Origin of the sequence: Allobosea sp. CCNWLY174 (genome assembly GCF_037120455.1) — a bacterium.
Lineage (GTDB): Bacteria > Pseudomonadota > Alphaproteobacteria > Rhizobiales > Beijerinckiaceae > Allobosea > Allobosea lupini.
On the sequence record NZ_JBBBBQ010000004.1, the window covers coordinates 91,864 to 114,826 of the forward strand.

Sequence of the window (22,963 nt, forward strand, 5' to 3'; positions counted from 1 at the left end):
CGCGCCCTTTCTCTATCTGCAGCAGAGAGGCCGTTCCTGCGGAGCGGCTTCAGATTCCTTGTAAGGGCGATCATGCTCGCATTTGTCCTGCGCCGGCTGTTCCAGTCGCTGATCGTGATGCTCGCGGTCGCGCTCATCGCCTTCGCCATGTTCCGCTTCGTCGGCGATCCGGTGAACCAGATGGTCGGCGTCGACACGCCGCAGGAGCAGGTCGCGCAACTGCGCCAGACGCTCGGCCTCGACGAACCGGTGGTCGTCCAGTTCGCGCGCTACATCTACAACGCCGCGCGGCTCGAGTTCGGCGTCTCGTATCAGTTCCGCCTGCCGGTGATCTCGCTGCTCGGCGAGCGCGCCCCGGCGACGCTGGAGCTCGCCTTCATGTCGGCGCTGTTCTCGCTTCTCGTCGGCATACCGATGGGCGTCTACACCGCGCTGCGCCGCGACAGCTGGCTGGCCAAGATCTTCCAGACGGTCTCGCTGGTCGGCATCAGCCTGCCGACCTTCCTGATCGGCATCCTGCTGATCTACCTGTTCTCGGTCACGCTCGGTTGGCTGCCCTCGTTCGGGCGCGGCGAGGTCGTCAAGCTCGGCAACTGGTGGACGACCGGGCTTTTGACCGCCTCGGGCTGGAAAGCGCTGATCCTGCCTTCGATCACGCTCGGCCTGTTCCAGATGACGCTGATCATGCGTCTCGTCCGGGCCGAGATGCTCGAGGTGCTGCGCACCGACTACATCAAGTTCGCCCGTGCCCGCGGCCTCAAGACCCGCGCCATCCATTTCGGCCATGCGCTGAAGAACACGCTGGTGCCGGTCATCACCATCGCCGGCCTGCAGCTCGGCTCGATCATCGCCTTCGCCATCATCACCGAGACGGTGTTCCAGTGGCCGGGCATGGGTCTGCTCTTCCTCAAGGCGGTGCAGCAGGTCGATATCCCGATCATGGCCGCCTACCTCATGTTGATCTCCTTCCTGTTCGTCAGCATCAACCTGATCGTCGACCTGCTCTACGCATTGGTCGATCCGCGCCTGCGCGCGACGATCGGGGCGCATTGAGGCCGTCATGAGCGCGCAACCCGCTTCCCCCACGAAACAGCCACCCTCGCTCTGGGCGCGCATCCTCGACAGCGACATCCTCGCGAGCTTCCTGCGCTCCAAGGTGACGATGGTCGCAGCCGTCATCGTGCTGGCGCTGTTCATCGGCGCCTTCTTCTCGCCCTGGATCGCGCCGACCAACCCGTTCGACCCGGCGACCGTCTTCCTCTCCGATGCGAACATCCCGCCGGCCTGGCAGCAGGGCGGCGATCCCAAGTTCATCCTCGGCACCGACGACCAGGGCCGCGACCTCTATTCGGCGATCCTCTACGGCCTGCGCGTCTCGCTGATCGTCGGCTTGCTCGGCGTCGCCCTGGCGGCGACGATCGGCATCACGCTCGGCCTGCTTGCCGGCTATCTCGGCGGCCGCGTCGACTCGCTGATCATGCGCATCGCCGACGTGCAGCTGACCTTCCCGGCGATCCTGATCGCGCTGCTGATCGATGGCGTCGTCCGCGGCATCTTCAAGCACGCCAGCCGCGAGGACACCGCGCTCTACGTGCTGGTGATCTCGATCGGACTGAGCTTCTGGGTGCAGTATGCCCGCACCATCCGCGGCTCGACCCTGGTCGAGCGCAACAAGGACTATGTCCAGGCCGCCCGCCTCGTCGGTCTGCCGGCGCCGCTGATCATGCTGCGCCATGTCCTGCCGAACGTGATCGGCCCGGTGCTGGTCATCCTGACGATCAATCTTGCGCTTGCCGTCATCACCGAGGCGACGCTCTCCTTCCTCGGCGTCGGCCTGCCGCCGACCCAGCCGTCGCTGGGCACGCTGATCTCGATCGGCAATCGCTACCTGTTCTCCGGCGACTGGTGGATCGTCACCTTCCCGGGCGTGACGCTGGCGATCCTGGTGCTCGCCGTGAACCTGCTCGGCGACTGGCTGCGCGACGCCCTGAACCCGCGGTTGAGGTGAGCCGATGAGCGAGACCGTCCTCTCCGTCCACGATCTCACCGTCGAGTTCGTCACCCGCCGCGGCACGTTGCGCGCGCTCGACAGGATCTCCTTCGACATCGCCCGCGGCGAGGTGCTCGGCGTCGTCGGCGAATCTGGCGCCGGCAAGTCGGTCACCGGCTCGGCGATCATCGGCCTGATCGATCCGCCCGGTCGCATCGCCGATGGCAAGGTCGTGCTCTCCGGCGAGCGTGTCGACCATCTCCCGCCCGAGCAGATGCGCCGCGTTCGCGGCAAGCGCATCGGCATGATCTTCCAGGATCCGCTGACCAGCCTCAATCCGCTCTACCGGGTCGGTGAGCAATTGATCGAGACGATCCAGACCCATACCGATCTCAACGCGGCCGATGCCCGCAAGCGCGCCATCGCCTTGCTCGACGAGGTCGGCATTCCCGCGCCCGAACGGCGCATCGACGGCTATCCGCACGAATTCTCCGGCGGCATGCGCCAGCGCGTCGTCATCGCGCTCGCGCTGTGCGCCGAGCCCGAATTCATCATCGCCGACGAGCCCACCACGGCGCTCGACGTCTCCGTGCAGGCGCAGATCATCGGCCTGATCAAGCGGCTCTGCAAGGAACGCGGGACGTCGGTGATGCTGGTGACGCACGACATGGGCGTGATCGCCGAGACGGCCGACCGGGTCGCGGTGATGTATGCCGGCCGTGTCGCCGAGATCGGCCCGGTGCGCGAGGTGATCAAGCAGCCGCTGCACCCCTATACGCAGGGGTTGATGGGCGCGATTCCCTCGATCACCGGCGATGCCCAGAGGCTCGTGCAGATCCCGGGCTCGATGCCCAGGCTTTCCAGCATCCCCCAGGGCTGCGCCTTCAATCCGCGCTGCGCCAAGGTGTTCGACCGCTGCCGGATCGACCGGCCGGAGCTCATCGATGTCGGCGGTCACCAGGTCGCCTGCCATCTCTACGACAAGGCCAAGGCGCCGGCCGGCAAGACGGAGATCGCGGCGTGAGCGACAAAGCCTTCGTCCAGGTCCGCGACCTCAAGCGCGTCTTCGATGTCTCCAGGCCCTGGCTCAACCGGGTGCTGGAGCGCCAGGACAAGCAATTCCTCAAGGCTGTCGACGGCGTCTCCTTCGATATCCGGAAGGGCGAGACCTTCGCGCTCGTCGGCGAGTCCGGCTCGGGCAAGTCGACCGTGGCGCGCATGGTCGTCGGTCTCCTGAAACCGTCCGGCGGTACGGTCGCGATCGACAGCGTCTCGATGAACGACGTCAACGTCGCCCAGGAACGCCAGCGCCTGCGCAAGCGCATCCAGATGATCTTCCAGGATCCTTACGCCTCGCTCAATCCGCGCTGGCGTGTCGGGCGGATCATCGCCGAGCCGATCCGGGCCTTCGGCATCATCCAGGGCGATGCCGCGATCGAGGCGCGCGTCGGCGAATTGCTCTCGCTGGTCGGCTTGCATCCGGACGACGCCAAGAAGTTTCCGCACGAATTCTCCGGCGGCCAGCGCCAGCGTATCGCGATCGCCCGCGCGCTCGCCTCCAACGCCGAGTTCATCGTCTGCGACGAGCCGACCTCGGCACTCGACGTCTCCGTCCAGGCGCAGATCCTCAACCTGATGCGCGACCTGCAGGAGAAGTTCGGGCTGACCTATCTCTTCATCAGCCATAATCTCGCGGTCGTCCGGCACATGGCGACGCGCATCGGCGTGATGTATCTCGGCCGCCTGGTCGAGGTCTCGGACGGCAAGCAGCTCTTCGCCGCGCCGCGCCACCCCTATACCAAGATGCTGCTCGACGCGGTGCCCGACCTCGCCATGGTCGGCAAGCCGCGCGAAGGCGTGAAGGGCGAGATCCCGAACCCGATCAACCCACCCTCGGGCTGCACTTTCCATCCGCGCTGCCCGCTGGTCTTCGATCGCTGCCGCATCGAGAACCCGCCGGTGATCGACGGCGTCGCCTGCCATGCGGTCAATGCGGGCCGGGAAGCGGCGTAAGGACCTGCTCAGGCGACGCGTCGGCCGCTCGTGTTAAGCAGGGCCCAGCCCTTTCCTGTCACGGCGATCAGTCTGCCCTGCCGTGCGAGATAGCCATGCTCGACCGCGTCCTCCCAGACCGTCAGGCGCGGGCAGGAGGTGCGCCAGCTCTCCATGAGGTCGGCATGGCTGCGCTTCTCGCGCGCGACCCATTCGACGAGATCGAGGATGAGCGGATCATCTGCGGCAAGCATCGCGGCCTCGCCTTCCGATCGGCACGGACGTGCGATGATAGCGCTCCGCAGCGGGCGGGAGAAGCCGCCTCAGATCACTGCCCGGCGTGGAGGTTCGGCGCCTTGGGACGACGGCTCAGCGGCGCCACCGGCCGCTCGGTGCGATACTGGCCGCGCGCGATGGCGGTGAAGAGCAGCGCGACCGCCGTCAGCGTCATCAGCCACCAGGTCTGGAACGAGGCGAAGCCGAGTGCCGCCAGCGCAAAGGCCGTGACATAGGCCGCGACGCCGCCGGCGGCGAGCGCACCCGGCATCCGGCCGGCGGCGCTGACCGCGAAATAGAGGCAAAGCGCCGCCGTCGCCGCGCCGACCAGGCCGAGCTCGTACCAGGTTTCGAACAGGATGGTGGTCGGCACCTCCAGCGGCAGCGCCCCGGTGGTGCGTCCGCGCAGCACGGTGTCGAGTCCATGGCCGGTGATGAGCTGCACCGGGCGGCTCGAGATGATGTCGGCCCAGATGTCGAGGCCGGCGCCGACCGTGCTGAACACCGCCGGCGAGAGCCTGAAGAACGGCAGCAGCAGGAAGGGTAGCAGCGGCGCGAGCAGCATCAGTCCGGCCATGATCCCGCCCATCAACCGCGCGCCGACGATGCGGTTGGCGCTGACCGCGCCGAAGGCGATCGCGCCGCACAGCATCGCCATCGCTTCGCCGTCCTCGATGCGCGAGAGCGCAAGCAGCCCGACGACCAGTGCCAGTCCCAGCGCCGTCAGCCCGCGCTCGCGCGACAGGAGCCAGGCGAGCGCGGGCCAGGACATGATCAGGACGACGCTGATGCCGCGCTCGACGCTGCCCGCGGCGTCGGCGGCGCGCGAGTCGACTGGGCCGAGCGCTTCCGTCAGGAGCAGCCCGAGTGCGAAGATCGCAGCGGTGCCGGCGCCGAGCGCAGCGAGGTTGAGATTCGAGGCGCGCATGCGCTCGGGCAGCGCCGCCGCGCCGGCGAAGCCGAGCGCCACGGCAAGGAACAGGTTGGCCGCCTTTTCGGTGGCCGAGCCGGTATAGGGGCTCCAGATCAGCGAGAGCACGGCCCAGCCGACCAGCGCCCACAGCGTCAAGCCGGCACGACTGAAGATCGAAGCCCGGATATTGCCGGCGAACCAGCGCGGCGCCTCGATCAGCGCGGCGATCGACAAGAGGATCACCCCGATCGGCACCAGCACGACGGCGGCGCGGCGAGAGACCAGCGAGGCCAGCGGGAGGGCGAGCGCCAGCGTCGCAAAGCCGATGCGGCGCAGCAGCAGCGCGGCGTCGGTCGCAGGGTCGAGGGGCGTCTGGGCGTTGGGGCGGATCATCGGCAAGCGGGTACTCGGCGAGCCGCGCCCGGCCAGGATGCCGGGAACAGCCCACGTCACCCTAGCGCCTGCCTCAAGCTTCGACTGTAGGTGCGCTGCAACACTGGCAAAGCATCTCGCGCAGTTTGGAACACCTAAAGTTCACTGGCCGCGAAAGCCGTTCCGTGGGATGAAGGCAGACGATGACTGCTCCGCTTGCCGCGATCGTCTATTCCTCGGGCTTCCCCATCGACGAACTGATGGCGGAGGTCGCCGATATCCTGAAGCGCGAGGCCGTTCGGCTTGGCGGCGTCGTCCAGCACAACAATGGCGACTGCATGAGCGGTTGCGCCAGCATGGCGCTCGAGGACCTTGCCTCCGGCCGGCTCTTTCCGATCAGCGAGGATCGCGGTGCCGGCTCGGCTGGCTGCCGGCTTGACGCTGCCGGCCTCGCGGCTGCTGGTGCCGCCGTCTCTGGCGCGCTGTCCGGGCCGGTCGACCTCGTCATCGTCAACAAGTTCGGCAAGCAGGAGGTACTGGGCCAGGGGCTGCGCGCCGAGATCGCCGCCGGCGTCGTCGCCGGCCTGCCTCTTCTGACCGCCGTGCGCGACGACATGCTTGCCGCCTGGTCGCAGTTCGCCGGCGAGGACTGGCAGCGCCTGCCGCCCGAATCTGCTGCCGTGACCGATTGGGCGATGGCAGCGCTCCGCCAGCCGGCCTGAAGGCTAGCAAGGAACGATCCGTGCCCCTCGGCAGCGATTTTCTCGACGATTACCTGATCCGGCCCGACCCGGCTGCCGCGCGGCTCGGCGCGACCGTTGCCGGAATCGACCATAGCGGTGCCAATGTCGAGACCCGCGTCGTCACCGAACGGGCCCTGACGCTCTATCTGAACAGCCAGGAGATCGTCACGATGATGACGATCGGCGACCATCCCGAATATCTCGCGCTCGGCTATCTCCTGAACCAGAACATGCTGAGGCGCGGCGATCCGGTCGAGGCGGTCGACTATGACGAGGAACTCGAGGTCGTGGTGGTGCGCACGCCGGAGCGCACCGATTTCGAGCAGAAGCTGAAGAAGAAGACGCTGACCTCGGGCTGCGCGCAGGGCACCGCCTTCGGCGACCTGATGGAAGCGATCGACGAGATCGTCTTGCCGAAGGCCGAGTTGCGTACCAGCTGGCTTTATGCGCTGACCCGCAAGATCAACACCACGCCTTCGCTTTACCTGGAGGCGGGCGCGATCCATGGCTGCGTGCTCTGCGAGCGTGACAAGCCGCTGGTCTACATGGAGGACGTCGGCCGCCACAATGCCGTCGACAAGGTCGCCGGCTGGCTCTTCCGCCACGATGTCGATCCCGGCAGGATGATCTTCTACACCACCGGCCGACTGACCTCGGAGATGGTGATCAAGACGGTGCGCATGGGCATCCCGATCCTGGTCTCGCGCTCGGGCTTCACCGAATGGGGCGTCGAGCTCGCCCGCAAGGCCGGCCTCACCCTGATCGGCCGCGCGCGTGGCAAGCGCTTCCTGGCGCTGGCCGGCGAGGATCGCATCATCTTCGACCAGGACCCCGACAGCGTCGAGGAGGAGGGCGGCAAGCATCGCCGCAAGGGAGCCGGCGATGACTGATCCCGGCCCTCCCACCCTGGGCCTGCTCCTTGCCGGCGGGCTCGCCCGGCGCATGGGTGGCGGCGACAAGCCGCTGCGCACCATCGCCGGCCGCACCATCCTCGCCCATGTGCTCGAGCGGCTTGAGCCGCAATGCGACAGGCTTCTGCTCAACGCCAATGGCGATCCCTCTCGCTTCGCCGATTACGGTCTGCCTGTCGTCGCCGATAGCGTGCCGGACTTCGCCGGGCCGCTCGCCGGCATCCTCGCCGGGCTCGACTGGCTGGCGGTGAATCGGCCGGGCGCGGAGTGGCTGGTCAGCGTCGCCGCCGACACGCCGTTCATCCCGCGCGATCTGGTGGCGCGGCTGCATGCGGCGCGGGAGGCGGGGAATGTCCCGCTCGCCTGCGCTGCCTCGGGCGGCTGGACCCATCCGGTAATCGGTCTCTGGCCGGTCGCGCTGCGCGAGGAGTTGCGCCATGCGCTCACCGTCGAGGACGAGCGCAAGATCGACCGCTGGACGGCGCGCCATGGCGTCGTGTCGGTCGAATGGCCGGTCGAGCCGGTCGATCCGTTCTTCAACGCCAATCGGCCTGATGATCTCGCAGACGCCGAGCGGCTGCATGCCGCGCTCGGCGACGCTTGATCAGCCGCAGCCCCGCCCCTAGATTCGAGGGATGAGCGAAGCTTATTCGCCTGCCTCTGGGGGAAGTTGCATGAAGTCGTTTGCCATCGCCGTCGCTTTCGCTGCCATTGCCGCCTATGGGGCGAGCCTGGTGCTGGCGACCTATCAGCGCCCGGTCGATGTCGCCTATGCGACCAGCAGCGTGCGGCTCTGAAGCTCAGCTTCAGCCTTCCAGCAGCTTCTTCAAGCGCGCGAGATCGGCCGCGACCCATTCGGCATCGCGGGCGAAGTCGTCATCCGTCATCTCCGGCCGCCTGAGCAGCGTGAAAACCACCTCGCTGCCGCTGCCATTCGCCAGCGCACGCATCGGGTTGTGCATCGGCGCGCCGCTGTCGGGGATGACGGCGTGGTCGAGCACGCCGTAGCGGTTGGGCTCGCTGAACATCACCCGCATCGGCCCCATCGGCGTCCTCGCGCGATAGGTCATGCCCTCGACATGGCTGAACTCAGCCCCTAGCCCCTCCGCCCATGTCGGGAAGTTCATGGGATCGGCGAGGAAGCCGTAGACCTCGTCGATCGGCCGGTCGATCGCGATGCTGATATGGCGCGTCGGCAGCACGGGCATGGTCGCGTCTCCATCGTTGTCACCTTGGAACATAATATGAACAAGATTCTTTGTCATCGCGGATCGGTGATGGGCCGTGCGCGAGCTCGCCGCGGATCGATCAAGAATCCGCCGGTTTCGCCCGCCCTCTATTCCAGCGGCGACGGATCAGGAGATTCGAGATGAAGCAGACCATCGGCTTGGGCCTGGGGATTTTCGTGCAGCACGGGCGTGAGCAGGAGGCCGCGGATTTCTACAGCGAGGCCTTCGAGGCGCGGCAACTCAAGACACACAGGATCGACGGTGAGATCGCCGGGGTCGAGATGCTCATCGGTGGAACCCGTGTTTCCGTCGCCGGTTCCAATCCGCGCCGCGAGGAGGAGCCGTCCTATGGCGGCCCGTTCTTCCCCAAGGCGGCCGGGGCGGTCAGCATGACGATCCTGCTGACGGTTCCCGATCTCGAGACCTGTTTCGCGCAAGCGATCGTGGCGGGCGCTGCGCTGCGTGACCGCGTCCAGACCGATACCGAAGGCAGGCGGGTCGCCTCGCTCTTCGATCCGTTCGGCCATATCTGGATGTTGACGGAGCGACAGACGGAAGCGGAGAGAGCGTCTTCCGACCAGTTCGTGGCGCAGGCCGACAGGCCCGGTGTCTCGATGCTCCGGGGCTAGCTTCGAAGCCGGTCGGCCTTACTCGATCACGATCCGTGGCGCGGCCCGGGCGGGCCCGGCAAGGCCGGCCTTCACCTGCCGCGCCAGAGCGACATAGGCCTTGGCATGGGCGCTGTCGGGATCGCTCGCCACGATCGGCCGGCCGCCATCGGAGGTCTCGCGGATCGGCATGGCGAGCGGGATTTCGCCCAGGAACGGCACGCCCTGCCGCTCCGCCTCGTGCCGGGCTCCGCCATGGGCGAAGATGTCCGAGCGGTGGCCGCATTCCGGGCAGATGAAATAGCTCATGTTCTCGACGATGCCGAGGATCGGCACCTCGACCTTCCTGAACATGGCGACGCCGCGGCGGGCATCGAGCAAGGCGAGGTCCTGCGGCGTCGAGACGATGACGGCGCCGGCGAGCGGGGTCTGCTGGGCCATGGTGAGCTGGGCGTCGCCCGTCCCGGGTGGCATGTCGACGACGAGCACGTCGAGCTCGCCCCAGGCGACCTCGCGCAGCATCTGGGTGATCGCCGAGATCACCATCGGCCCGCGCCAGATCATCGGCGTTTCCTCGTCGATCAGGAAGCCGATCGACATGATCTTGAGGCCATAGGCCTCCATCGGCGCCAGCGTGCGGCCCGAGACCAGCCGCGGCTTGCCGGTGATGCCGAAGATCTTCGGTACCGAGGGGCCGTAGATGTCGGCATCGAGCACGCCGACCTTGAGGCCGAGGGTCGCCAGGCCAACGGCGAGATTGGCCGTGGTGGTCGATTTGCCGACGCCGCCCTTGCCGCTCGCCACCGCGATGATCTGCTTGACGCCGGGAATGCCGGCCGCCTTCGGCACCGGCCCGCCGGGCGCAGGCTGGCCTTGCGCCTGCCGGCGTGCCTCAGCCGCCTGCGAGGGCGCGCGCCCTGGCGCCTTGTCGGCGGTGAGGCCGACCAGCACCTGCCTCACGCCGGGAATGCCGCCGACCGCGCTTTCCGCGGCCTTGCGCACGGGCTCCATCGCGCCGGCTTCGGTCGCATCGATGCCGATCGCGAAGATCACTTTGCCGTCGTTGATCAGGATATCGCCGACGCGGCCGGAGGCCGCCAGCGATTGCCCGCTCGCCGGCAGCTTCACCAGCTCGAGCGCGCGCAGGATGTCGTTTTGCGAAAGGGCCACGATCTGGGCTCCGGTTGTTGCGCGACGCTAGGCCGCGGCCTTGCGGATGTGGAAGACCAGCAGCTCGCCCTCGCTGCTGCTGAGTTCGATCGCGTCGCCGGTCTCGCGCATCAGATTGGGGATGTCGATCGCCGCCATCGGATCGGTGCACTCAACCAGGAACAGATCGCCGGGAGTCGCAGCTTTCAAAGCCTTCCGCACGCGCAAAGCGGGAAGGGGGCATTTGAGGCCGCGCAGATTGAGCGGAATGGACGTCATGGGCGAAGGCCGATCGAACGAGACTGCGCTTCATATGATGGCTTTTTGTACGGGAGCAACAGGTGGGAAACCGTTCTCCCGCGGGGGGAAGAAGCGAAGGCCGCCTTGCCAAGGCCAATTGAAGCGACATGATCGCTGCATGATCAGGATCGCCCTTGCCCTGTCTATGCTCGCCTTCGGCAGCCATGCCTTCGCTCAGGAGCTGCGTGGCCATGGCGGACCGGTTCGCTCGGCCGCCGTCTCGGCCGATGGCACGGTGGCGCTGACGGGCTCCTTCGATCAGTCGGCGATCCTCTGGGACCTGTCCCGCGGCAGCGCGATCAGGGTGCTGCGTTTCCATCAGGGCGCGGTCAACGCCGCCGTCGCGGTCAACGGCCTCGGCTTCGCCACCGGCGCTGAGGACGGCAGGATCGCGCTCTGGCGTGGTGATACGCCGGAGCCGGCGAAGGTGATCGAAGGCCACAAGGGGCCGGTCGCGGCGCTGGCGGTCTCACCCGAGGGCGGGCATCTCGCTTCCGCCTCCTGGGATGGAACGGTTCGGGTCGCCGCGCTGGCCGATGGTACGGCGCGTGTGCTCGAAGGCCATCAGGGGCCGGTCAACGGCGTCGCCTTCGCGCCGGGCGGGATGGTCGTCTCCTCCGGCTATGATGCGAGCTTGCGCTTCTGGCCGGCGGATGGCGGTGTCCCGCTGATCGTCACCACGCCCGCGCCGCTCAATCGTGTCGTCGCCGCGCCCGATGGCGAGATCGCGGTCGCTGCTGCCGATGGCCGCTTGCGTCTGTTCGGCTCGGATGGCAGCCAGCGCGCCGAGATCTCCGTCGGCGACACCCCATTGATCGCACTCGCCATCTCGCCCGATGGAGCAACGATCGCAGTTGGTGGCCTGCGCGGCCAAGTCGCGCTGATCGACCGCAAGATGCGCACGATCCGCGCCACGCTTGTCGGGCCTGGCCTGCCGGTCTGGTCGCTTGCCTTCCTGCCCGATGGCAAGCAGCTCCTGTCCGGGGGCGCCGACCGGCTGGTCCGGCGCTGGAACGCCGTCACCGGCGAGCATGTCGGGGCGGTGGTGCCGCGTGCCGGCGAGGATGCGCTCGCCGCCTTCCAGGGCGAGCGGGGTGCGCAGCTCTTCCGCGCCTGCGCGGCTTGCCACACCTTGACGCCGACGGATGGCAACCGAGCTGGTCCGACGCTGCACGGCATCTTCGGTCGCCGTATCGCCACCGCGCCCGGCTATACCTATTCCGATGCGCTCAAGGGCATGGATATCGTCTGGAGCAAGGAGAGCGTCGCGAAGCTGTTCGAGGTCGGCCCGAATGCCTATACGCCCGGCACCAAGATGCCCGAGCAGACGATCGGCGCTGCCGAGGATCGACAGGCGCTGGTGGACTGGCTGGAGAAGGTGACGCGCTAGCCCGAACCTCAGGCCGGCGCCAGCGTCAGCTTCATGCCGAGGGCGCGCGTCGCCTTGGACAAGGTTTCCAGCGTCGGATTACCGCCGGCGCGGAAGGCCTTGTAGATCGTCTCGCGGCTGATGCCGGATTCTTCGGCAAATGTGGTGACACCGCGTGCCCGTGCGATGTCGCCGAGCGCGATCGCGATGAAAGCCGGGTCGCCATCTTCAAGAGCGGCTTCCAGATACGCGATCTGCTCATCTCGTGTCGCGAGATGGTTCTGGATGTCGAAGGGGCGAGTCTCGTCAGCCATGTCAATACTCCGCCGCGATCTGCTGGGCCCGGGCTATGTCATTCGCCTGCGTTCGCTTATCGCCGCCACAAAGAAGAACGATCAGCTCTTTGCCGCGCTGGATGAAATAGACCCGGTAGCCAGGCCCGTAATCGATCCGCATTTCGCTCACGCCTTCGCCGACCGGCTTGACGTCGCCGGGATTGCCGAGTTCGAGTCGGCGCAGCCGAACGAGGATGCGTGCCTTGGCCGCGTTGTCGCGGAGGTCCTCAAGCCATGTCGAGAACACCGCCGTCTGACGAAGCTCAGGCATGTGTATTATGATACACGAATTTGCGGCGCTGTCATCTACCCCAGCGGATCCTCGCCGCGCTCCGCCCGCTCCCGCAGATAGTCGTCTGTGGTGCGCACCGGCGGGCGCTGCGGCGAGTGATGCGGGTCGAAGCTCTCATTGACCACCGCCTCGACCCGGCAATCCTCGCACATGCGCAGGATCGAGGCGCGCTTGGCGCCTTCGCCAGCGAACATCCAGTGCTTGTTCTCGAGCTTGGCGGCGACCTTTTCGATCGTGCTGCGCACGCCGAAGGGCTTGGCGCAGGCGATGCAGTGGAACGGCTCCTCCTGCTTGACGACCCGTCGGCCGCCCTTCCAGGCGTCGAAATCGACGCGCGGCTCCAGCGTGATCACCTTTTCCGGGCAGGTCGCGGCGCAGAGCCCGCACTGCACGCAAAGATCCTCCTGGAAGGTCAGCGTCGGGCGCTCCGGGTTGTCGCCGAGGGCGCTGACGGGGCAGGCGGAGACGCAGGCGAGGCAGAGCGTGCAGCCCTCGGTGTCGACATGAACTGTGCCGAAGGGTGCGCGTGGTGGCATCGCCACGTTGGCGACCGGCACCGGCGCGACGGCATGCAGTTCACCGATCGTCTGGCGCAGCAGCGGGCGTCCGGCTCCCATCGGCCGGAAGCGCGCTGGTTGCGCGACGTTGGGGCCGGGCGTGATCTTCGACAGGGCGGCGTTGAGGGCGTCGGGATCGTCGGTCTCGATCAGCGCGGCGCGGGCTTCGCCATAGCCGAGCGCGCCCGCGAGGGCGTTGGCGTAGTCGAGATTGCGGGTGAGGCCGGAGAGGTCGTGCTTCGGCTTGGCCCGGCCGAGCACGCGGATGGCGGAGGCGCCGAAGGCGAGCGCGGCAGCGAAGGTTTCCAGACCGATCTGGGTGATCTCGTTGACGCGCAGGGGCAACACCCGCGCCGGCAGGCCGGCCCCATGGCGCGCGAGCGCCTCGATCAGGGGTTCGCCGTGGTCGCCGTCATGCAGCAGCACGACGGGCTCGCGCCCGCCGGCCTCGGCATAGCTGACGAGCAGCGTCCGCAGCTTGCGCAGCAGCGCATCGGCCGGCGGCAGCGCATAGGTCACCGCGCCGGTTGGGCAGACAGCGGCGCAGGCGCCGCAGCCGGCGCAGATCTCGGCGGAGATCGCGACATGATCGCCGGCCGGGGTTATCGCGCCGGTCGGGCAGAGTTCGAGGCAGCGCGTGCAGCCTGTCTTCTGCGAGCGCGCATGGGCGCAGAGGCCTTCGTTCAGGGCGACATAGGCCGGCTTGTCGAACTCGCCGAGGAGCCCGCTCGCCTGGAAGGCGAGCCGCTCGACCGCGGCCGCATCGCGTGGATCGGCTCGCAGATAGCCGGCGCGGAGGTCGCCGGCCGGGAAGAGCGGCGTGCCGCCGGAGACGTCGATGACGACATCGCAATGCGAGACCGCGCCATTGCGCGGTGCCTCGAAGACGAGCTTCCCGCGCGAGGACGGGCTCGGGGCGGCGTAGTCGTTGACGGTGAGTTCGAAGGCGCCGAGCCAGCCGCTCGCCTGCGCGATCGTGCCCTTCAGCACTGGGAATTCGTCGCTGCGGGGTGGCGAAATTTCGCCGGGACGCGACAGCAAGACGGTGACGTCGAGATGCTCGGCGAGCCGGTACGCCAGCGTGATCGCGATCTCGTCGCGGCCGTAGATCAGCGCGACGCCCTTGCTGGTCAGCGTGGTGAAGGAGGCCGGCGGCATGGGTTCGCTTGCCGCGGCGAGCAGGGCGGCCATCTTCGGGCCGGCGGACCCGGCCTCGTCCGACCAGCCGGCCTGTTCGCGGATGTTGGTGAAGATGAGGTCGCCGGAGTAGTCGAGGTCTGCTGCGATCTCCTCAAAGAGGGGCGCCTCCTGCGTGCAGGCGACGGTGATGGCATCGCTCTTGGCCAGCATGGCGTGGAAGCGTTCGACCTGGCTGCGGCAGAGATGGCGATGCTCGCTGATCTCGGCGCCGGCGCAGCCGCGCTGGATCGCCTTGCCATCGAGCGGCATCGTGTCCTCGCACGAGCAGATCATCAGCGTGCGGGCGACATCGGTCATCGGGCAGGCGTCCTCATGATCGAAGCAGCGGCTTTGGTCGCGCTTGCGACAATTCCTCCCTATATGGGATTGGAATGGCTCCAAAGAAGCAAGCCTCTCCCTTGGGATAAGAGGCGACAGGGCAGCAACGATGGCGGCAGGGCCGGTCAGGCAGGACGATCTCAGGCGCGAGCCGGTGCTGCCGCCGGGCTTTTCGCTCGTCACCCTGCGCGAATCGGGTGACGCCTTCGCACATGCGCAGGCGATCGCGGCCGAGGCCGGAGCCGCGACCCTGGTTTGGGTGCGACGTTTCGACATCGTCGAATTCGCGGTGGTCCTGGAGCCCGACGCCATCCTCGCCGAGGCGAGGCTCGCCCATTACCTCGCCATGAACGCGCTCGCCGATGCGCTTGCCGTGCATTCGCCGCCGGAGCGGCCGGTGCTGTTCCGCTGGCCGGATGCGCTGACCTACGATCTCGGCCTGATCGGCGGCGGCCGACTCGGCTGGCCGGCGGATTGCCCGGAGAATCAGGTGCCGGACTGGCTCGTCTTCGGCGCCATGGTCCGGGCGACCACGATGTCGCCCTTCGAGCTCGGCCAGACCGGCGTCGGCATGGCCGAGGAGGGCTTCGAGGAGGTCGATGCCGTCGACCTGATCGAGTCCTTCTGCCGCCATCTCATGCTGGGCGTCAGCCACTGGCAGGAGGAGGGCGCCAAGGCGGCGGCGCGGCGCTGGCTCGACCGGCTGGAAAAGGTGGTCGGCGTGCGCCACGGCATCGAGCCGAACGGCGACCTGATCGCGACCTCGCAGTTCGGCACGGAACGTCGGAGCCTCACCGAGGCGCTGGCCAAGGTCGACTGGCTCGACCAGGAGAATGGAGCCCCCAAGCTGTGACTGCCCTCAAGCTGCCGAGTGCGATAAGGCTCGACCCGTCGGACGGCTTCGTCTTCCGCAAGGCGGCGGAACCTGGCGAATGGCTGGTCACGGGCTCCTTCCTGTTCACGCCGGATAGCGTTGCCGGACTCGACACCAAGGGCCGCGTCGCCTTCCGCTCGGGCTTCCTCGGTATCGGCAGCTTCGGCTGGAGCACGCTCGCGGTCGTCACCGAAGTGACGGTGGAGGAACGCCAGGAAGCGGTTGCCCAGCTTGCGACGCAACTCGTCGACAAACTCGGAGCGCCCGATCTCGCGGCGGCGCGCGCCGCAGCCGAGGAGGAGGTCGCATTCGCCGCTTCGCTCTGCGATCATCCCGCGCAGACACTCCTCGCTTTGCATCGCACGCTCGAGGACGGCGAGATCCGCGAGCGCTTCCGGACCTTGATGCCGCGCGGCGATACGCCGAAGGATGCGTTCCGCGCCTTCGAATTCATCGAGACCGATGGCGAGGACGAGCCTGAGGAGCATGTCGACCTGATGCAGTTGATCAAGGACGCGCCGAGATGACCCATTTCTGGGCGAGCTCCGGTCATCTCCTGCTCGACCGTGAGGTTGGCGGCGGACTCGTCGTCACCGATGATTTCCTCAAGGCCTATCTGGCGCGGCCGGAGGTGCTGCCGCCGGAGGAAGCCTGCGATGCCGAGCGGGCACTGCATGCCAAGCTGATGGCGCAGCCGCAGGCCGAGGTCGCCGAGCGCGAGATCGCGGCCATCGCCGATGCCGATGCGCGCGAGAACTGGCGCTTCCTGCTCGGTTGGCGCGAGCGTCTGCTGGCGGCGCCGACGCTGCAGGGCGCCTATGCCGGAATCATCCGCCGCGGGGTGTCCGGCATTCCGCCCGTCTTCCTCGACCAGCTCGTCCACGTCATCCTGCGCGCTGGGCTCGACGAGGAAAGCGATCCCTTCGTGGTGCGTGCCGCCGAATGCCTGTTCCGGCCGCAGCGCGTCACCTTGCACGAGAACACGATCCTGCTCGCCGATGCCGAGATGATCGAGGGCCACGAGGCTGACAGGCATGCGTCGCCCTTGCTCGCCATGCTCGGCGGGCCGGCGGTGACCTCGCTCGACATTCTCAAGCAGGTGGATGCCGACCGCTACTGGCAGCGCTCGGACGCCTTCGACATGGTGCTCGACCTCGGCGGCAAGCCCTCCGGCCGCGTCGCACTCGGCAAAGCGATCGCCCACTGGATCCGGCAGATCCATGGCTTCGACGTCGAGATCGAAGCCATCGAGAATGTAAGGGACGCAAACTGGCGCTGGTTCGTCGGCCTCGATGCGCAGGCAACCGCGATCGGCAATGCGCTCTGGAAGGGCGAGGCGCTCGATGAGGACAAGGCTTCACGCCTGATCGCGCTCTACCGTTTGACCCTGCCATCCGAGGTGCCGGTGCTGCCGGCGGCCGAGGGAGCGCCTATCTATCTGATGCTGGCGATGGACGGCGACCGACTGGTCAGGATGAAGCCGCAGAACCTGGTGACCGGCCTGCCGCTCGCCGCGCACGAGATGGCGAATTGAGGACGAGGCCATGCAGCAACATCACGAGGTTGGTGTCGTGGTCGAGCGGCGCAAACTTGATTCGCCCTGGGCCGACCATGCCTGGGCGCCGATCGCGGTGCTGCCCGAGCCGCCGCCCCTCGCGCCCTGGAGCCGGCTCGCCGGCGACGACAGGCGCGAGCAGTTCTATCTCGGCTCGGCCGTGCTGACGCTGCATTCGGTCGACACTGCCCATTTCCGCGAGAATTTCGCGAGCGGCAACGCCAAGCTCTGGGTTTCGATCCGCCCGACCGGGATCGAGCCGGCGCTGGAGCTGGTCGGCGTTACCGCCGATCCGTCCGAAGGCGAGGTCTTCCTCGAGAATGTCGACGACATCGTCGAGGCGGTGCCGATGCCGGCCGCCATTGCGCAGGCCGTGCTCGCCTTCTTCGACGCGCATCATGTCGAGCGCGAATTCGTCAAGCGCAAGCGCACGGAGCATGATCCGCGCAAGGGCGGAATGCGGCCGCGCCCGGGTCTCGATCGCGGAGAGGGCTGATGCCGCGCCCCGACGACGAGGATCGCGAAGAAGGGTTTCTTGGTCGCTGGGCGCGCCGCAAGAAAGAGGCGCAGCAGCAACCGACCCAGCCTGCTGCCGAGCCGGCACTGACCGGCACCGAGCCCGCTGCGGAAGCCCCTGCACCTGAACCCGTGCCGGAGATGGTCGAGCCGCCGTCGCTCGATCTCGTGGACAAGGATTTCGACGTCGCCCATTGGCTGAAGCAGAACGTGCCCGAGGAGTGGAAGCTCAAGGCACTGCGGCGCGCCTGGGAGAGCGATCCGGCGATCTCGGGCTATCTCGACCCGGCCCGTGACTATGCGCTCGATTGGAATACGCCGGGTGGCGCGCCGGGCTATGGGCCGCTCAGCGAGTCGGACAATGTCGAGGAGATGCTGGCCAACATCTTCGGCAAGCCGCCCGAGCCGGTTGCCGATCCGACCGAGGAGGTGCGTAACGACGTCGCAGTTGTTCGACCTTCGTCTAATGACGAGAGCGGGTCTGATTCTGCTGCGGCGCAGCAGGTTCCTGGAATAGCCGCCGATGACGCCCAGCCGGTGCGGCTAGGCGACGAGGGTGTTTCCCAAAAATTCGCTGAAAAAGCTGCTGAATCGAGTGTTTCTCCCGGCGGCGGTTCTGTTGCAGCGCAAAAAACACGTGAAATTCAGCCGCCACAGCAGCGGGCAAGGCGCCGTGGCGGGGGGGCGACGCCGCTCTGAGCTTCAGTTGAGAACAATTGCAATCTAAACCGATAAGGTCTCATTATCGCCGCGTGCTCCGGCGGGTTCTAGCTTGCTGGCGCGGGATTGGAGACGCCTTCGTTCATGCGGGACCAGGCTCTGGAGCGAGCGATCGAAGCGGCCGGCGGCGTGCGTGCGCTGGCGCGAGGGGTCGGTGTCTCGCAGCCGGCGATCTCGACCTGGAAGCGTGTCCCGGCCGATCGCGTCCTCTCGGTGGAGGCCTTGACCGGCGTCTCGCGCAGCGATCTGCGGCCCGATCTCTACCCGCAGGAGCCGATCATCGTCGAGACTGCCGCCCTCGCGATCGATGAGCTCGACGCCGCTCGCGCCGACGAGTTCGAGCTGATCGGCGCTCTGCTCTGGCGCGCTCCGACAATCGAAACCCTTGCGGCCCTGCAGAGCCTGCGCGGCGATGCTTCCCCGCTCGGAATGGCCCATATGGCTCTGGCGGAAGCCGCCGCCGAGGCGAGCCCCGAACAGGTGCGGGACGAGTTTTTCCAGCTCTTCATCGGTGTCGGCCGCGGCGAGCTCCTGCCATATGCCTCCTACTATCTCACCGGCTTCCTGCACGAGCGCCCGCTCGCTCTGGTACGCGAGGACATGGGCAGGCTCGGTCTCGCTCGCGCCGAGCGCGTCGGCGAGCCCGAAGACCATATCGCCGTGCTGATGGATATCGAGGCCAGGCTGATCCGCGGCGAGGTTTCGGGCGAGGGGGTCGACGAGACATCCTTCTTCGCCCGCCACATCCGCCCCTGGGCCGACCGCTTCTTCGCCGATCTCGAAACCGCGCAGGCGGCGCGGTTCTACCGCGCCGTCGGCCGGGTCGGCAGCCTTTACCTTTCGATCGAGACGCAGGCCGCGAGCCTGCCCGCATGACATACGGCACGGAGGAGACGACGATGTCGCAGAAGAGCAAGGAGACGGCTCTCGACCGCCGCAACTTCTTCAAGGCGCTCGGCGCCGGCGCAACGGTGGCCGTGGCTCCAGTCGCGGTCACGCCTGCCGCCGCCGTCGATCCCGGCAAGGACGAGACGAAGGCGCGCTATCGCGAGAGCGAGCACGTCAAGGACTTCTACCGTGTCAACCGTTACTGAGGAGGCGGCATCATGCTGATCAAGCGCAAATCCGCCGACGTCCAGCGCGGCCGCCTGCAGAGCGCCCTTGGAGGCCTCGCCTCCGGCGTGATGGACCGCCGCTCCTTCCTGCGCCGCTCCGGCCTCGTCGCCGGCGGCGTCGCGGCTGCAGGCGCCCTGCAGATCGGCTCGGTCCGCAAGGCCGAGGCCGCCGTGCCCGGCCCCGCCACCGGCACCAAGGTCGTCAAGAACATCTGCACCCATTGCTCGGTGGGCTGCACCGTCCGGGCCGAGGTCAACAACGGCGTCTGGGTTGGCCAGGAGCCGGCCTGGGAGAGCCCGATCAACCGCGGCAGCCATTGCGCCAAGGGCGCCTCGGTGCGCGAGCTCGTCCATGGCGATCGCCGCATCAAGTACCCGATGAAGCTGGTCGACGGGCAGTGGCAGCGCCTGTCCTGGGACCAGGCTATCAACGAGATCGGCGACAAGATGATGGAGATCCGGGCCAAGTCCGGCGCGGATTCTGTCTATCTGCTCGGCTCGGCCAAGTTCTCCAACGAAGGCTCCTACCTGTTCCGCAAGTTCGCGGCCTTCTGGGGCACCAACAACGTCGATCACCAGGCCCGCATCTGCCACTCGACCACGGTCGCAGGTGTCGCGAACACCTGGGGCTACGGCGCCATGACCAACTCCTACAACGACATCCGCAATTCGAAGACCGTCATCTTCATGGGCTCGAACGCGGCCGAGGCGCATCCGGTCTCGATGCAGCATATCCTGACCGGCAAGGAGCAGCAGCGCGCAAACGTCATCGTCTTCGACCCGCGCCTGACCCGCACCGCGGCGCATGCCACCGACTATGTCCGTTTCCGCTCGGGCACCGACATCGCGGTGATCTGGGGCCTGATGTGGCACATCTTCAAGAACGGCTGGGAGGACAAGGCCTTCATCGCCGCGCGCGTCCACGGCATGGACGACGTCCGCAAGGAGGTCGAGAAATACGATCCCAAGACGGTCGAGGACATCACCGGCATTCCGGGCGAGCAGCTGAAGCGCGTCGCCCAGACCTTCGCCACGGTTAAGCCGGCGACCTTTGTCTGGTGCATGGGCGTGACCCAGCACTCGGTCGGCACGGCCAATGTCCGCGCCATCTGCAACCTCCTGCTGGCGACCGGCAATGTCGGCTCCAACGGCACCGGCGCCAACATCTTCCGCGGCCACTGCAACGTCCAGGGCGCAACCGACTTCGGCTTGGATATCTCGAACCTGCCTTGCTATTACGGCCTGGTCGAGGGCGCCTGGCGCCACTGGGCCCGCGTCTGGGGCGTCGACTACGACTATTTCGTCTCGCGCTTCGACGAAGTGCCGGCCAAGGGCGGCCGGCCGGCCCGCACGCGCAAGGCCAATATGGAGACCTCCGGCCATACCTCGACCCGCTGGTTCGACGCCGCGAACCTGCCGGCCGAGCAGGTCGATCAGAAGGACAACCTCAAGGCCATGTTCGTCATGGGCCATGGCGGCAACACCATCCCGCGCATGCCGGATGCGGTGAAGGGCCTCGAGAAACTCGATCTCCTCGTCGTCTGCGATCCGCATCCGACCAATTTCGTCTCGCTCGGCGGGCGCAAGAACGGGACCTACATCCTGCCGATCTGCACCCAGTTCGAAACCTCCGGCTCGCGCACCTGCTCGAACCGCTCGGTGCAATGGGGCGAGAAGGTCGTCGAGCCGATCTTCGAATCGGCCAGCGACTACGCGGTCATCTACAAGCTCTCGCAGAAGCTCGGCTTCGCCACCGAAATGTTCCGGCCCTATGAGATGGTCCAGGGCAAGATCGGGCTGGAGCCGACGGCCGAATCGATCCTCAGGGAGATCAACCGCGGCGGCTGGTCGACCGGCTATACCGGCCAGTCGCCCGAGCGCCTGAAGCTGCACATGGCGAACCAGGACAAGTTCGACATCGTGACGCTGCGCGGCGCCAAGGGTTCGCCGGTCGAGAACGATTTCTACGGCCTGCCCTGGCCGTGCTGGGGCACGCCCGAATACAAGCACCCGGGCACCCACATCCTCTACAACACCTCGCTCGCGGCCAAGGATGGCGGCGGCACCTTCCGCCCGCGCTTCGGCCTCACCCGCGAGCGCACGCTGCCCGACGGCAGCAAGGTCGAGGATACCCTGCTCGCCGAGGGCGGCTCCTACTCGCTGAACTCGGACATCAAGGACGGCTATCCCGAGTTCACCATGGGTGTGCTGAAGAAGCTCGGCTGGGACAAGGACCTGACGCCGGCGGAACTGGCCACCATCTCCTGGATCGGCGGCAACGCCGTCGACGGCGTCTCCTGGTCGACCGACCTCTCCGGCGGCATCCAGCGCGTCGCGCTGGAACATGGCTGCGTACCCTATGGCAACGGCAAGGCCAGGGCCAATGCCTGGAACCTGCCGGACCCGGTGCCGGTCCATCGCGAGCCGATCTACTCGCCGCGCGTCGACCTCGTGGCGAAATGGCCGGCGCGTCCGGACGAGCGTACGCTGCGCATCCCGAACCTCCACACCTCCGTGCAGAAGGCGGCGGTCGAGAAGGGCATCGCCAAGTCGTTCCCGATCGTGCTGACCTCCGGCCGCCTCGTCGAATACGAGGGCGGCGGCGAGGAGACGCGCTCGAACAAGTGGCTGGCCGAATTGCAGCAGGACATGTTCGTCGAGATCAACACGGCGGATGCGGCCGAGCGCGGCATCCGGGATGGCGCCTTCGTCTGGGTGACCGGGCCGGAGAACAACTCCAAGGCCCGGGTCAAGGCGCTGGTCACCGAGCGGGTCGGCAAAGGCGCCGCCTTCATGCCCTTCCATTTCGGCGGCTTCTATCAGGGCGTCGACCAGCGCGGCAATTATCCGAAGGGCCTCGACCCGATCGTGCTGGGCGAGTCGGTCAATATCGTCACGACCTATGGCTACGACCCTGTGACCGCCATGCACGAAGGCAAGGTCACGCTCTGCCAGATCGCGGCGGCGTGAGGAGGAACTGAACCATGGCCCGGATGAAATTCCTCTGTGACGCCGATCGCTGCATCGAGTGCAACGCCTGCGTCACCGCCTGCAAGAACGAGAACGACGTGCCCTGGGGCATCAACCGCCGGCGCGTCGTCACCATCAATGACGGCAAGCCCGGCGAGCGCTCGGTCTCGATGGCCTGCATGCATTGCACGGATGCACCCTGCATGGCCGTCTGTCCGGTCGACTGCTTCTACAACACCGCCGACGGCGTCGTGCTGCACAACAAGGATCTGTGCATCGGCTGCGGCTACTGCTTCTACGCCTGCCCGTTCGGCGCCCCGCAATATCCGAAGGTCAGCAATTTCGGCTCGCGCGGCAAGATGGACAAGTGCACCTATTGCTCGGGCGGCCCGGAGGCCGACCTGTCGCCGGCCGAGTATCAGAAATACGGCTCGAACCGTCTCGCCGAGGGCAAGCTGCCGCTTTGCGCCGAGATGTGCTCGACCAAGTCGCTGCTCGCCGGCGACGGCGAGGTGATCGCGCAGATTTACAAGGAACGCGTGGTCAAGCGCGGCTACGGCTCGGGAGCCTGGGGCTGGCAGACGGCCTATCGGGAAACCATCACGATCTGAGCTGGGGGAGGAGGGCGCATCACGGCCTGGCAAAAGGTCGGGTGCGTT

27 protein-coding genes are annotated in these 22,963 nt (G+C 67.3%); 19 read left to right on the forward strand and 8 right to left on the reverse strand.

Translation table 11 applies throughout. The features are described from left to right. The first annotated feature begins 72 nt into the window (after positions 1-72). The 4 genes from V7S63_RS13975 to V7S63_RS13990 are packed head-to-tail and all read left to right on the forward strand — an operon-like array spanning position 73 to position 4,003. On the forward strand, positions 73-1,053 hold the full coding sequence (locus V7S63_RS13975; RefSeq protein WP_091832035.1) for an ABC transporter permease: 981 nt from the start codon (positions 73-75) through the stop codon (positions 1,051-1,053). A 7-nt stretch (positions 1,054-1,060) separates the two neighbouring features. After that, positions 1,061-2,008, forward strand: coding sequence for an ABC transporter permease (locus tag V7S63_RS13980; protein ID WP_336530666.1), 948 nt, complete (start codon positions 1,061-1,063; stop codon positions 2,006-2,008). 4 nt (positions 2,009-2,012) lie between these two features. After that, positions 2,013-3,014 carry an ABC transporter ATP-binding protein gene (locus V7S63_RS13985; protein ID WP_336530667.1) on the forward strand — a complete coding sequence of 334 codons (1,002 nt, stop codon included), beginning with the start codon at positions 2,013-2,015 and terminating at the stop codon, positions 3,012-3,014. Beyond that, positions 3,011-4,003 carry an ABC transporter ATP-binding protein gene (locus V7S63_RS13990; protein WP_336530668.1) on the forward strand — a complete coding sequence of 331 codons (993 nt, stop codon included), beginning with the start codon at positions 3,011-3,013 and terminating at the stop codon, positions 4,001-4,003. The genes V7S63_RS13985 and V7S63_RS13990 overlap by 4 nt, the downstream gene beginning before the upstream one ends. A gap of 8 nt (positions 4,004-4,011) precedes the next feature. Here V7S63_RS13990 and V7S63_RS13995 read toward each other — a convergent pair whose 3' ends face one another. Both V7S63_RS13995 and V7S63_RS14000 read right to left on the reverse strand, forming a co-directional pair. Further along, positions 4,012-4,236: a hypothetical protein gene (locus V7S63_RS13995; RefSeq protein ID WP_100961410.1), complete on the reverse strand. Its 225-nt coding sequence runs from the start codon at positions 4,234-4,236 to the stop codon at positions 4,012-4,014. A 74-nt stretch (positions 4,237-4,310) separates the two neighbouring features. Further along, positions 4,311-5,624: a peptide ABC transporter permease gene (locus V7S63_RS14000; protein WP_167561578.1), complete on the reverse strand. Its 1,314-nt coding sequence runs from the start codon at positions 5,622-5,624 to the stop codon at positions 4,311-4,313. Between the two features lie 122 nt (positions 5,625-5,746). On the opposite strand from V7S63_RS14000, the gene V7S63_RS14005 reads away from it, so the two are divergent. From V7S63_RS14005 to V7S63_RS14020, 4 genes are all read left to right on the forward strand, one after another. Continuing rightward, the gene (locus V7S63_RS14005; RefSeq protein ID WP_336530669.1) at positions 5,747-6,265 is read left to right on the forward strand and encodes a DUF2478 domain-containing protein; all 519 of its coding nucleotides are present in this window, start codon (positions 5,747-5,749) and stop codon (positions 6,263-6,265) included. Between the two features lie 20 nt (positions 6,266-6,285). Further along, entirely contained in the window at positions 6,286-7,176 is an 891-nt protein-coding gene (locus V7S63_RS14010; protein WP_336530670.1) for a formate dehydrogenase accessory sulfurtransferase FdhD, read from the forward strand. Then, a complete protein-coding gene (gene mobA, locus V7S63_RS14015; RefSeq protein WP_336530671.1) occupies positions 7,169-7,801 on the forward strand; it encodes a molybdenum cofactor guanylyltransferase MobA in 633 nt (210 codons plus the stop codon). Before V7S63_RS14010 ends, mobA begins: the two co-directional genes overlap by 8 nt. Before the next feature lie 70 nt (positions 7,802-7,871). Continuing rightward, positions 7,872-7,994, forward strand: coding sequence for a hypothetical protein (locus tag V7S63_RS14020; RefSeq protein ID WP_274532920.1), 123 nt, complete (start codon positions 7,872-7,874; stop codon positions 7,992-7,994). 9 nt (positions 7,995-8,003) lie between these two features. Here V7S63_RS14020 and V7S63_RS14025 read toward each other — a convergent pair whose 3' ends face one another. Beyond that, complete coding sequence (locus tag V7S63_RS14025; RefSeq protein WP_336530672.1) at positions 8,004-8,405, reverse strand: SRPBCC family protein; 402 nt, start codon at positions 8,403-8,405, stop codon at positions 8,004-8,006. Positions 8,406-8,566: 161 nt separating this feature from the next. On the opposite strand from V7S63_RS14025, the gene V7S63_RS14030 reads away from it, so the two are divergent. Continuing rightward, positions 8,567-9,055, forward strand: coding sequence for a VOC family protein (locus V7S63_RS14030; protein ID WP_336530673.1), 489 nt, complete (start codon positions 8,567-8,569; stop codon positions 9,053-9,055). Positions 9,056-9,073: 18 nt separating this feature from the next. On the opposite strand, the gene V7S63_RS14035 is transcribed toward V7S63_RS14030, so the two are convergent. Together V7S63_RS14035 and V7S63_RS14040 are read right to left on the reverse strand one after the other, a co-directional pair. After that, the gene (locus V7S63_RS14035) at positions 9,074-10,204 is read right to left on the reverse strand and encodes an Mrp/NBP35 family ATP-binding protein (RefSeq protein WP_336530674.1); all 1,131 of its coding nucleotides are present in this window, start codon (positions 10,202-10,204) and stop codon (positions 9,074-9,076) included. A gap of 27 nt (positions 10,205-10,231) precedes the next feature. After that, positions 10,232-10,462, reverse strand: a complete 231-nt coding sequence (locus tag V7S63_RS14040; protein ID WP_100961420.1) for a sulfurtransferase TusA family protein — start codon at positions 10,460-10,462, stop codon at positions 10,232-10,234. Positions 10,463-10,601: 139 nt separating this feature from the next. Between V7S63_RS14040 and V7S63_RS14045 the strand changes: the two genes are divergently transcribed. After that, positions 10,602-11,873 carry a c-type cytochrome gene (locus V7S63_RS14045; protein ID WP_336530675.1) on the forward strand — a complete coding sequence of 424 codons (1,272 nt, stop codon included), beginning with the start codon at positions 10,602-10,604 and terminating at the stop codon, positions 11,871-11,873. An 8-nt stretch (positions 11,874-11,881) separates the two neighbouring features. Here the strand turns inward: V7S63_RS14045 and V7S63_RS14050 are convergent, their stop codons facing one another. Genes V7S63_RS14050 through V7S63_RS14060 form a run of 3 tightly spaced genes read right to left on the reverse strand, consistent with a single transcriptional unit; the run spans position 11,882 to position 14,533 of the window. Beyond that, positions 11,882-12,166 carry an addiction module antidote protein gene (locus V7S63_RS14050; protein ID WP_336530676.1) on the reverse strand — a complete coding sequence of 95 codons (285 nt, stop codon included), beginning with the start codon at positions 12,164-12,166 and terminating at the stop codon, positions 11,882-11,884. A gap of 1 nt (position 12,167) precedes the next feature. Beyond that, entirely contained in the window at positions 12,168-12,458 is a 291-nt protein-coding gene (locus tag V7S63_RS14055) for a type II toxin-antitoxin system RelE/ParE family toxin (RefSeq protein ID WP_336530677.1), read from the reverse strand. Positions 12,459-12,493: 35 nt separating this feature from the next. Next, on the reverse strand, positions 12,494-14,533 hold the full coding sequence (locus tag V7S63_RS14060) for a 4Fe-4S binding protein (protein ID WP_336530678.1): 2,040 nt from the start codon (positions 14,531-14,533) through the stop codon (positions 12,494-12,496). Positions 14,534-14,663: 130 nt separating this feature from the next. Between V7S63_RS14060 and V7S63_RS14065 the strand changes: the two genes are divergently transcribed. From V7S63_RS14065 to fdh3B, 9 genes are all read left to right on the forward strand, one after another. Further along, positions 14,664-15,407 carry a biotin/lipoate--protein ligase family protein gene (locus V7S63_RS14065; protein WP_336530679.1) on the forward strand — a complete coding sequence of 248 codons (744 nt, stop codon included), beginning with the start codon at positions 14,664-14,666 and terminating at the stop codon, positions 15,405-15,407. Beyond that, entirely contained in the window at positions 15,404-15,955 is a 552-nt protein-coding gene (locus V7S63_RS14070) for a DUF6505 family protein (protein ID WP_336530680.1), read from the forward strand. Before V7S63_RS14065 ends, V7S63_RS14070 begins: the two co-directional genes overlap by 4 nt. Then, positions 15,952-16,962: a DUF6352 family protein gene (locus tag V7S63_RS14075; RefSeq protein WP_336530681.1), complete on the forward strand. Its 1,011-nt coding sequence runs from the start codon at positions 15,952-15,954 to the stop codon at positions 16,960-16,962. The genes V7S63_RS14070 and V7S63_RS14075 overlap by 4 nt, the downstream gene beginning before the upstream one ends. A 10-nt stretch (positions 16,963-16,972) precedes the next feature. After that, the gene (locus V7S63_RS14080) at positions 16,973-17,479 is read left to right on the forward strand and encodes a DUF3305 domain-containing protein (protein ID WP_336530682.1); all 507 of its coding nucleotides are present in this window, start codon (positions 16,973-16,975) and stop codon (positions 17,477-17,479) included. Then, a complete protein-coding gene (locus tag V7S63_RS14085; protein ID WP_336530683.1) occupies positions 17,479-18,198 on the forward strand; it encodes a DUF3306 domain-containing protein in 720 nt (239 codons plus the stop codon). Before V7S63_RS14080 ends, V7S63_RS14085 begins: the two co-directional genes overlap by 1 nt. A 105-nt stretch (positions 18,199-18,303) precedes the next feature. Continuing rightward, positions 18,304-19,095 carry a Cro/CI family transcriptional regulator gene (locus V7S63_RS14090; protein ID WP_336530684.1) on the forward strand — a complete coding sequence of 264 codons (792 nt, stop codon included), beginning with the start codon at positions 18,304-18,306 and terminating at the stop codon, positions 19,093-19,095. Next, the gene (locus tag V7S63_RS14095; RefSeq protein WP_427363187.1) at positions 19,092-19,313 is read left to right on the forward strand and encodes a formate dehydrogenase; all 222 of its coding nucleotides are present in this window, start codon (positions 19,092-19,094) and stop codon (positions 19,311-19,313) included. The genes V7S63_RS14090 and V7S63_RS14095 overlap by 4 nt, the downstream gene beginning before the upstream one ends. Before the next feature lie 12 nt (positions 19,314-19,325). After that, positions 19,326-22,304: a formate dehydrogenase subunit alpha gene (locus V7S63_RS14100; protein WP_100961438.1), complete on the forward strand. Its 2,979-nt coding sequence runs from the start codon at positions 19,326-19,328 to the stop codon at positions 22,302-22,304. 14 nt (positions 22,305-22,318) lie between these two features. Further along, complete coding sequence (gene fdh3B, locus V7S63_RS14105) at positions 22,319-22,915, forward strand: formate dehydrogenase FDH3 subunit beta (RefSeq protein WP_091831965.1); 597 nt, start codon at positions 22,319-22,321, stop codon at positions 22,913-22,915. Positions 22,916-22,963: the final 48 nt, after the last annotated feature.

Excerpts from the sequence above, each read along its gene's own strand:
- V7S63_RS13975 (WP_091832035.1), top strand. The coding sequence starts at position 73 with ATGCTCGCATTTGTCCTGCGCCGGCTGTTCCAGTCGCTGATCGTGATG.
- V7S63_RS13980 (WP_336530666.1), top strand. The coding sequence starts at position 1,061 with ATGAGCGCGCAACCCGCTTCCCCCACGAAACAGCCACCCTCGCTCTGG.
- V7S63_RS13985 (WP_336530667.1), top strand. The coding sequence starts at position 2,013 with ATGAGCGAGACCGTCCTCTCCGTCCACGATCTCACCGTCGAGTTCGTC.
- V7S63_RS13995 (WP_100961410.1), bottom strand. The coding sequence starts at position 4,236 with ATGCTTGCCGCAGATGATCCGCTCATCCTCGATCTCGTCGAATGGGTC.
- V7S63_RS14005 (WP_336530669.1), top strand. The coding sequence starts at position 5,747 with ATGACTGCTCCGCTTGCCGCGATCGTCTATTCCTCGGGCTTCCCCATC.
- mobA (WP_336530671.1), top strand. The coding sequence starts at position 7,169 with ATGACTGATCCCGGCCCTCCCACCCTGGGCCTGCTCCTTGCCGGCGGG.
- V7S63_RS14020 (WP_274532920.1), top strand. The coding sequence starts at position 7,872 with ATGAAGTCGTTTGCCATCGCCGTCGCTTTCGCTGCCATTGCCGCCTAT.
- V7S63_RS14025 (WP_336530672.1), bottom strand. The coding sequence starts at position 8,405 with ATGCCCGTGCTGCCGACGCGCCATATCAGCATCGCGATCGACCGGCCG.
- V7S63_RS14030 (WP_336530673.1), top strand. The coding sequence starts at position 8,567 with ATGAAGCAGACCATCGGCTTGGGCCTGGGGATTTTCGTGCAGCACGGG.
- V7S63_RS14040 (WP_100961420.1), bottom strand. The coding sequence starts at position 10,462 with ATGACGTCCATTCCGCTCAATCTGCGCGGCCTCAAATGCCCCCTTCCC.
- V7S63_RS14045 (WP_336530675.1), top strand. The coding sequence starts at position 10,602 with ATGATCAGGATCGCCCTTGCCCTGTCTATGCTCGCCTTCGGCAGCCAT.
- V7S63_RS14050 (WP_336530676.1), bottom strand. The coding sequence starts at position 12,166 with ATGGCTGACGAGACTCGCCCCTTCGACATCCAGAACCATCTCGCGACA.
- V7S63_RS14055 (WP_336530677.1), bottom strand. The coding sequence starts at position 12,458 with ATGCCTGAGCTTCGTCAGACGGCGGTGTTCTCGACATGGCTTGAGGAC.
- V7S63_RS14060 (WP_336530678.1), bottom strand. The coding sequence starts at position 14,533 with ATGACCGATGTCGCCCGCACGCTGATGATCTGCTCGTGCGAGGACACG.
- V7S63_RS14065 (WP_336530679.1), top strand. The coding sequence starts at position 14,664 with ATGGCGGCAGGGCCGGTCAGGCAGGACGATCTCAGGCGCGAGCCGGTG.
- V7S63_RS14075 (WP_336530681.1), top strand. The coding sequence starts at position 15,952 with ATGACCCATTTCTGGGCGAGCTCCGGTCATCTCCTGCTCGACCGTGAG.
- V7S63_RS14080 (WP_336530682.1), top strand. The coding sequence starts at position 16,973 with ATGCAGCAACATCACGAGGTTGGTGTCGTGGTCGAGCGGCGCAAACTT.
- V7S63_RS14085 (WP_336530683.1), top strand. The coding sequence starts at position 17,479 with ATGCCGCGCCCCGACGACGAGGATCGCGAAGAAGGGTTTCTTGGTCGC.
- V7S63_RS14090 (WP_336530684.1), top strand. The coding sequence starts at position 18,304 with ATGCGGGACCAGGCTCTGGAGCGAGCGATCGAAGCGGCCGGCGGCGTG.
- V7S63_RS14095 (WP_427363187.1), top strand. The coding sequence starts at position 19,092 with ATGACATACGGCACGGAGGAGACGACGATGTCGCAGAAGAGCAAGGAG.
- V7S63_RS14100 (WP_100961438.1), top strand. The coding sequence starts at position 19,326 with ATGCTGATCAAGCGCAAATCCGCCGACGTCCAGCGCGGCCGCCTGCAG.
- fdh3B (WP_091831965.1), top strand. The coding sequence starts at position 22,319 with ATGGCCCGGATGAAATTCCTCTGTGACGCCGATCGCTGCATCGAGTGC.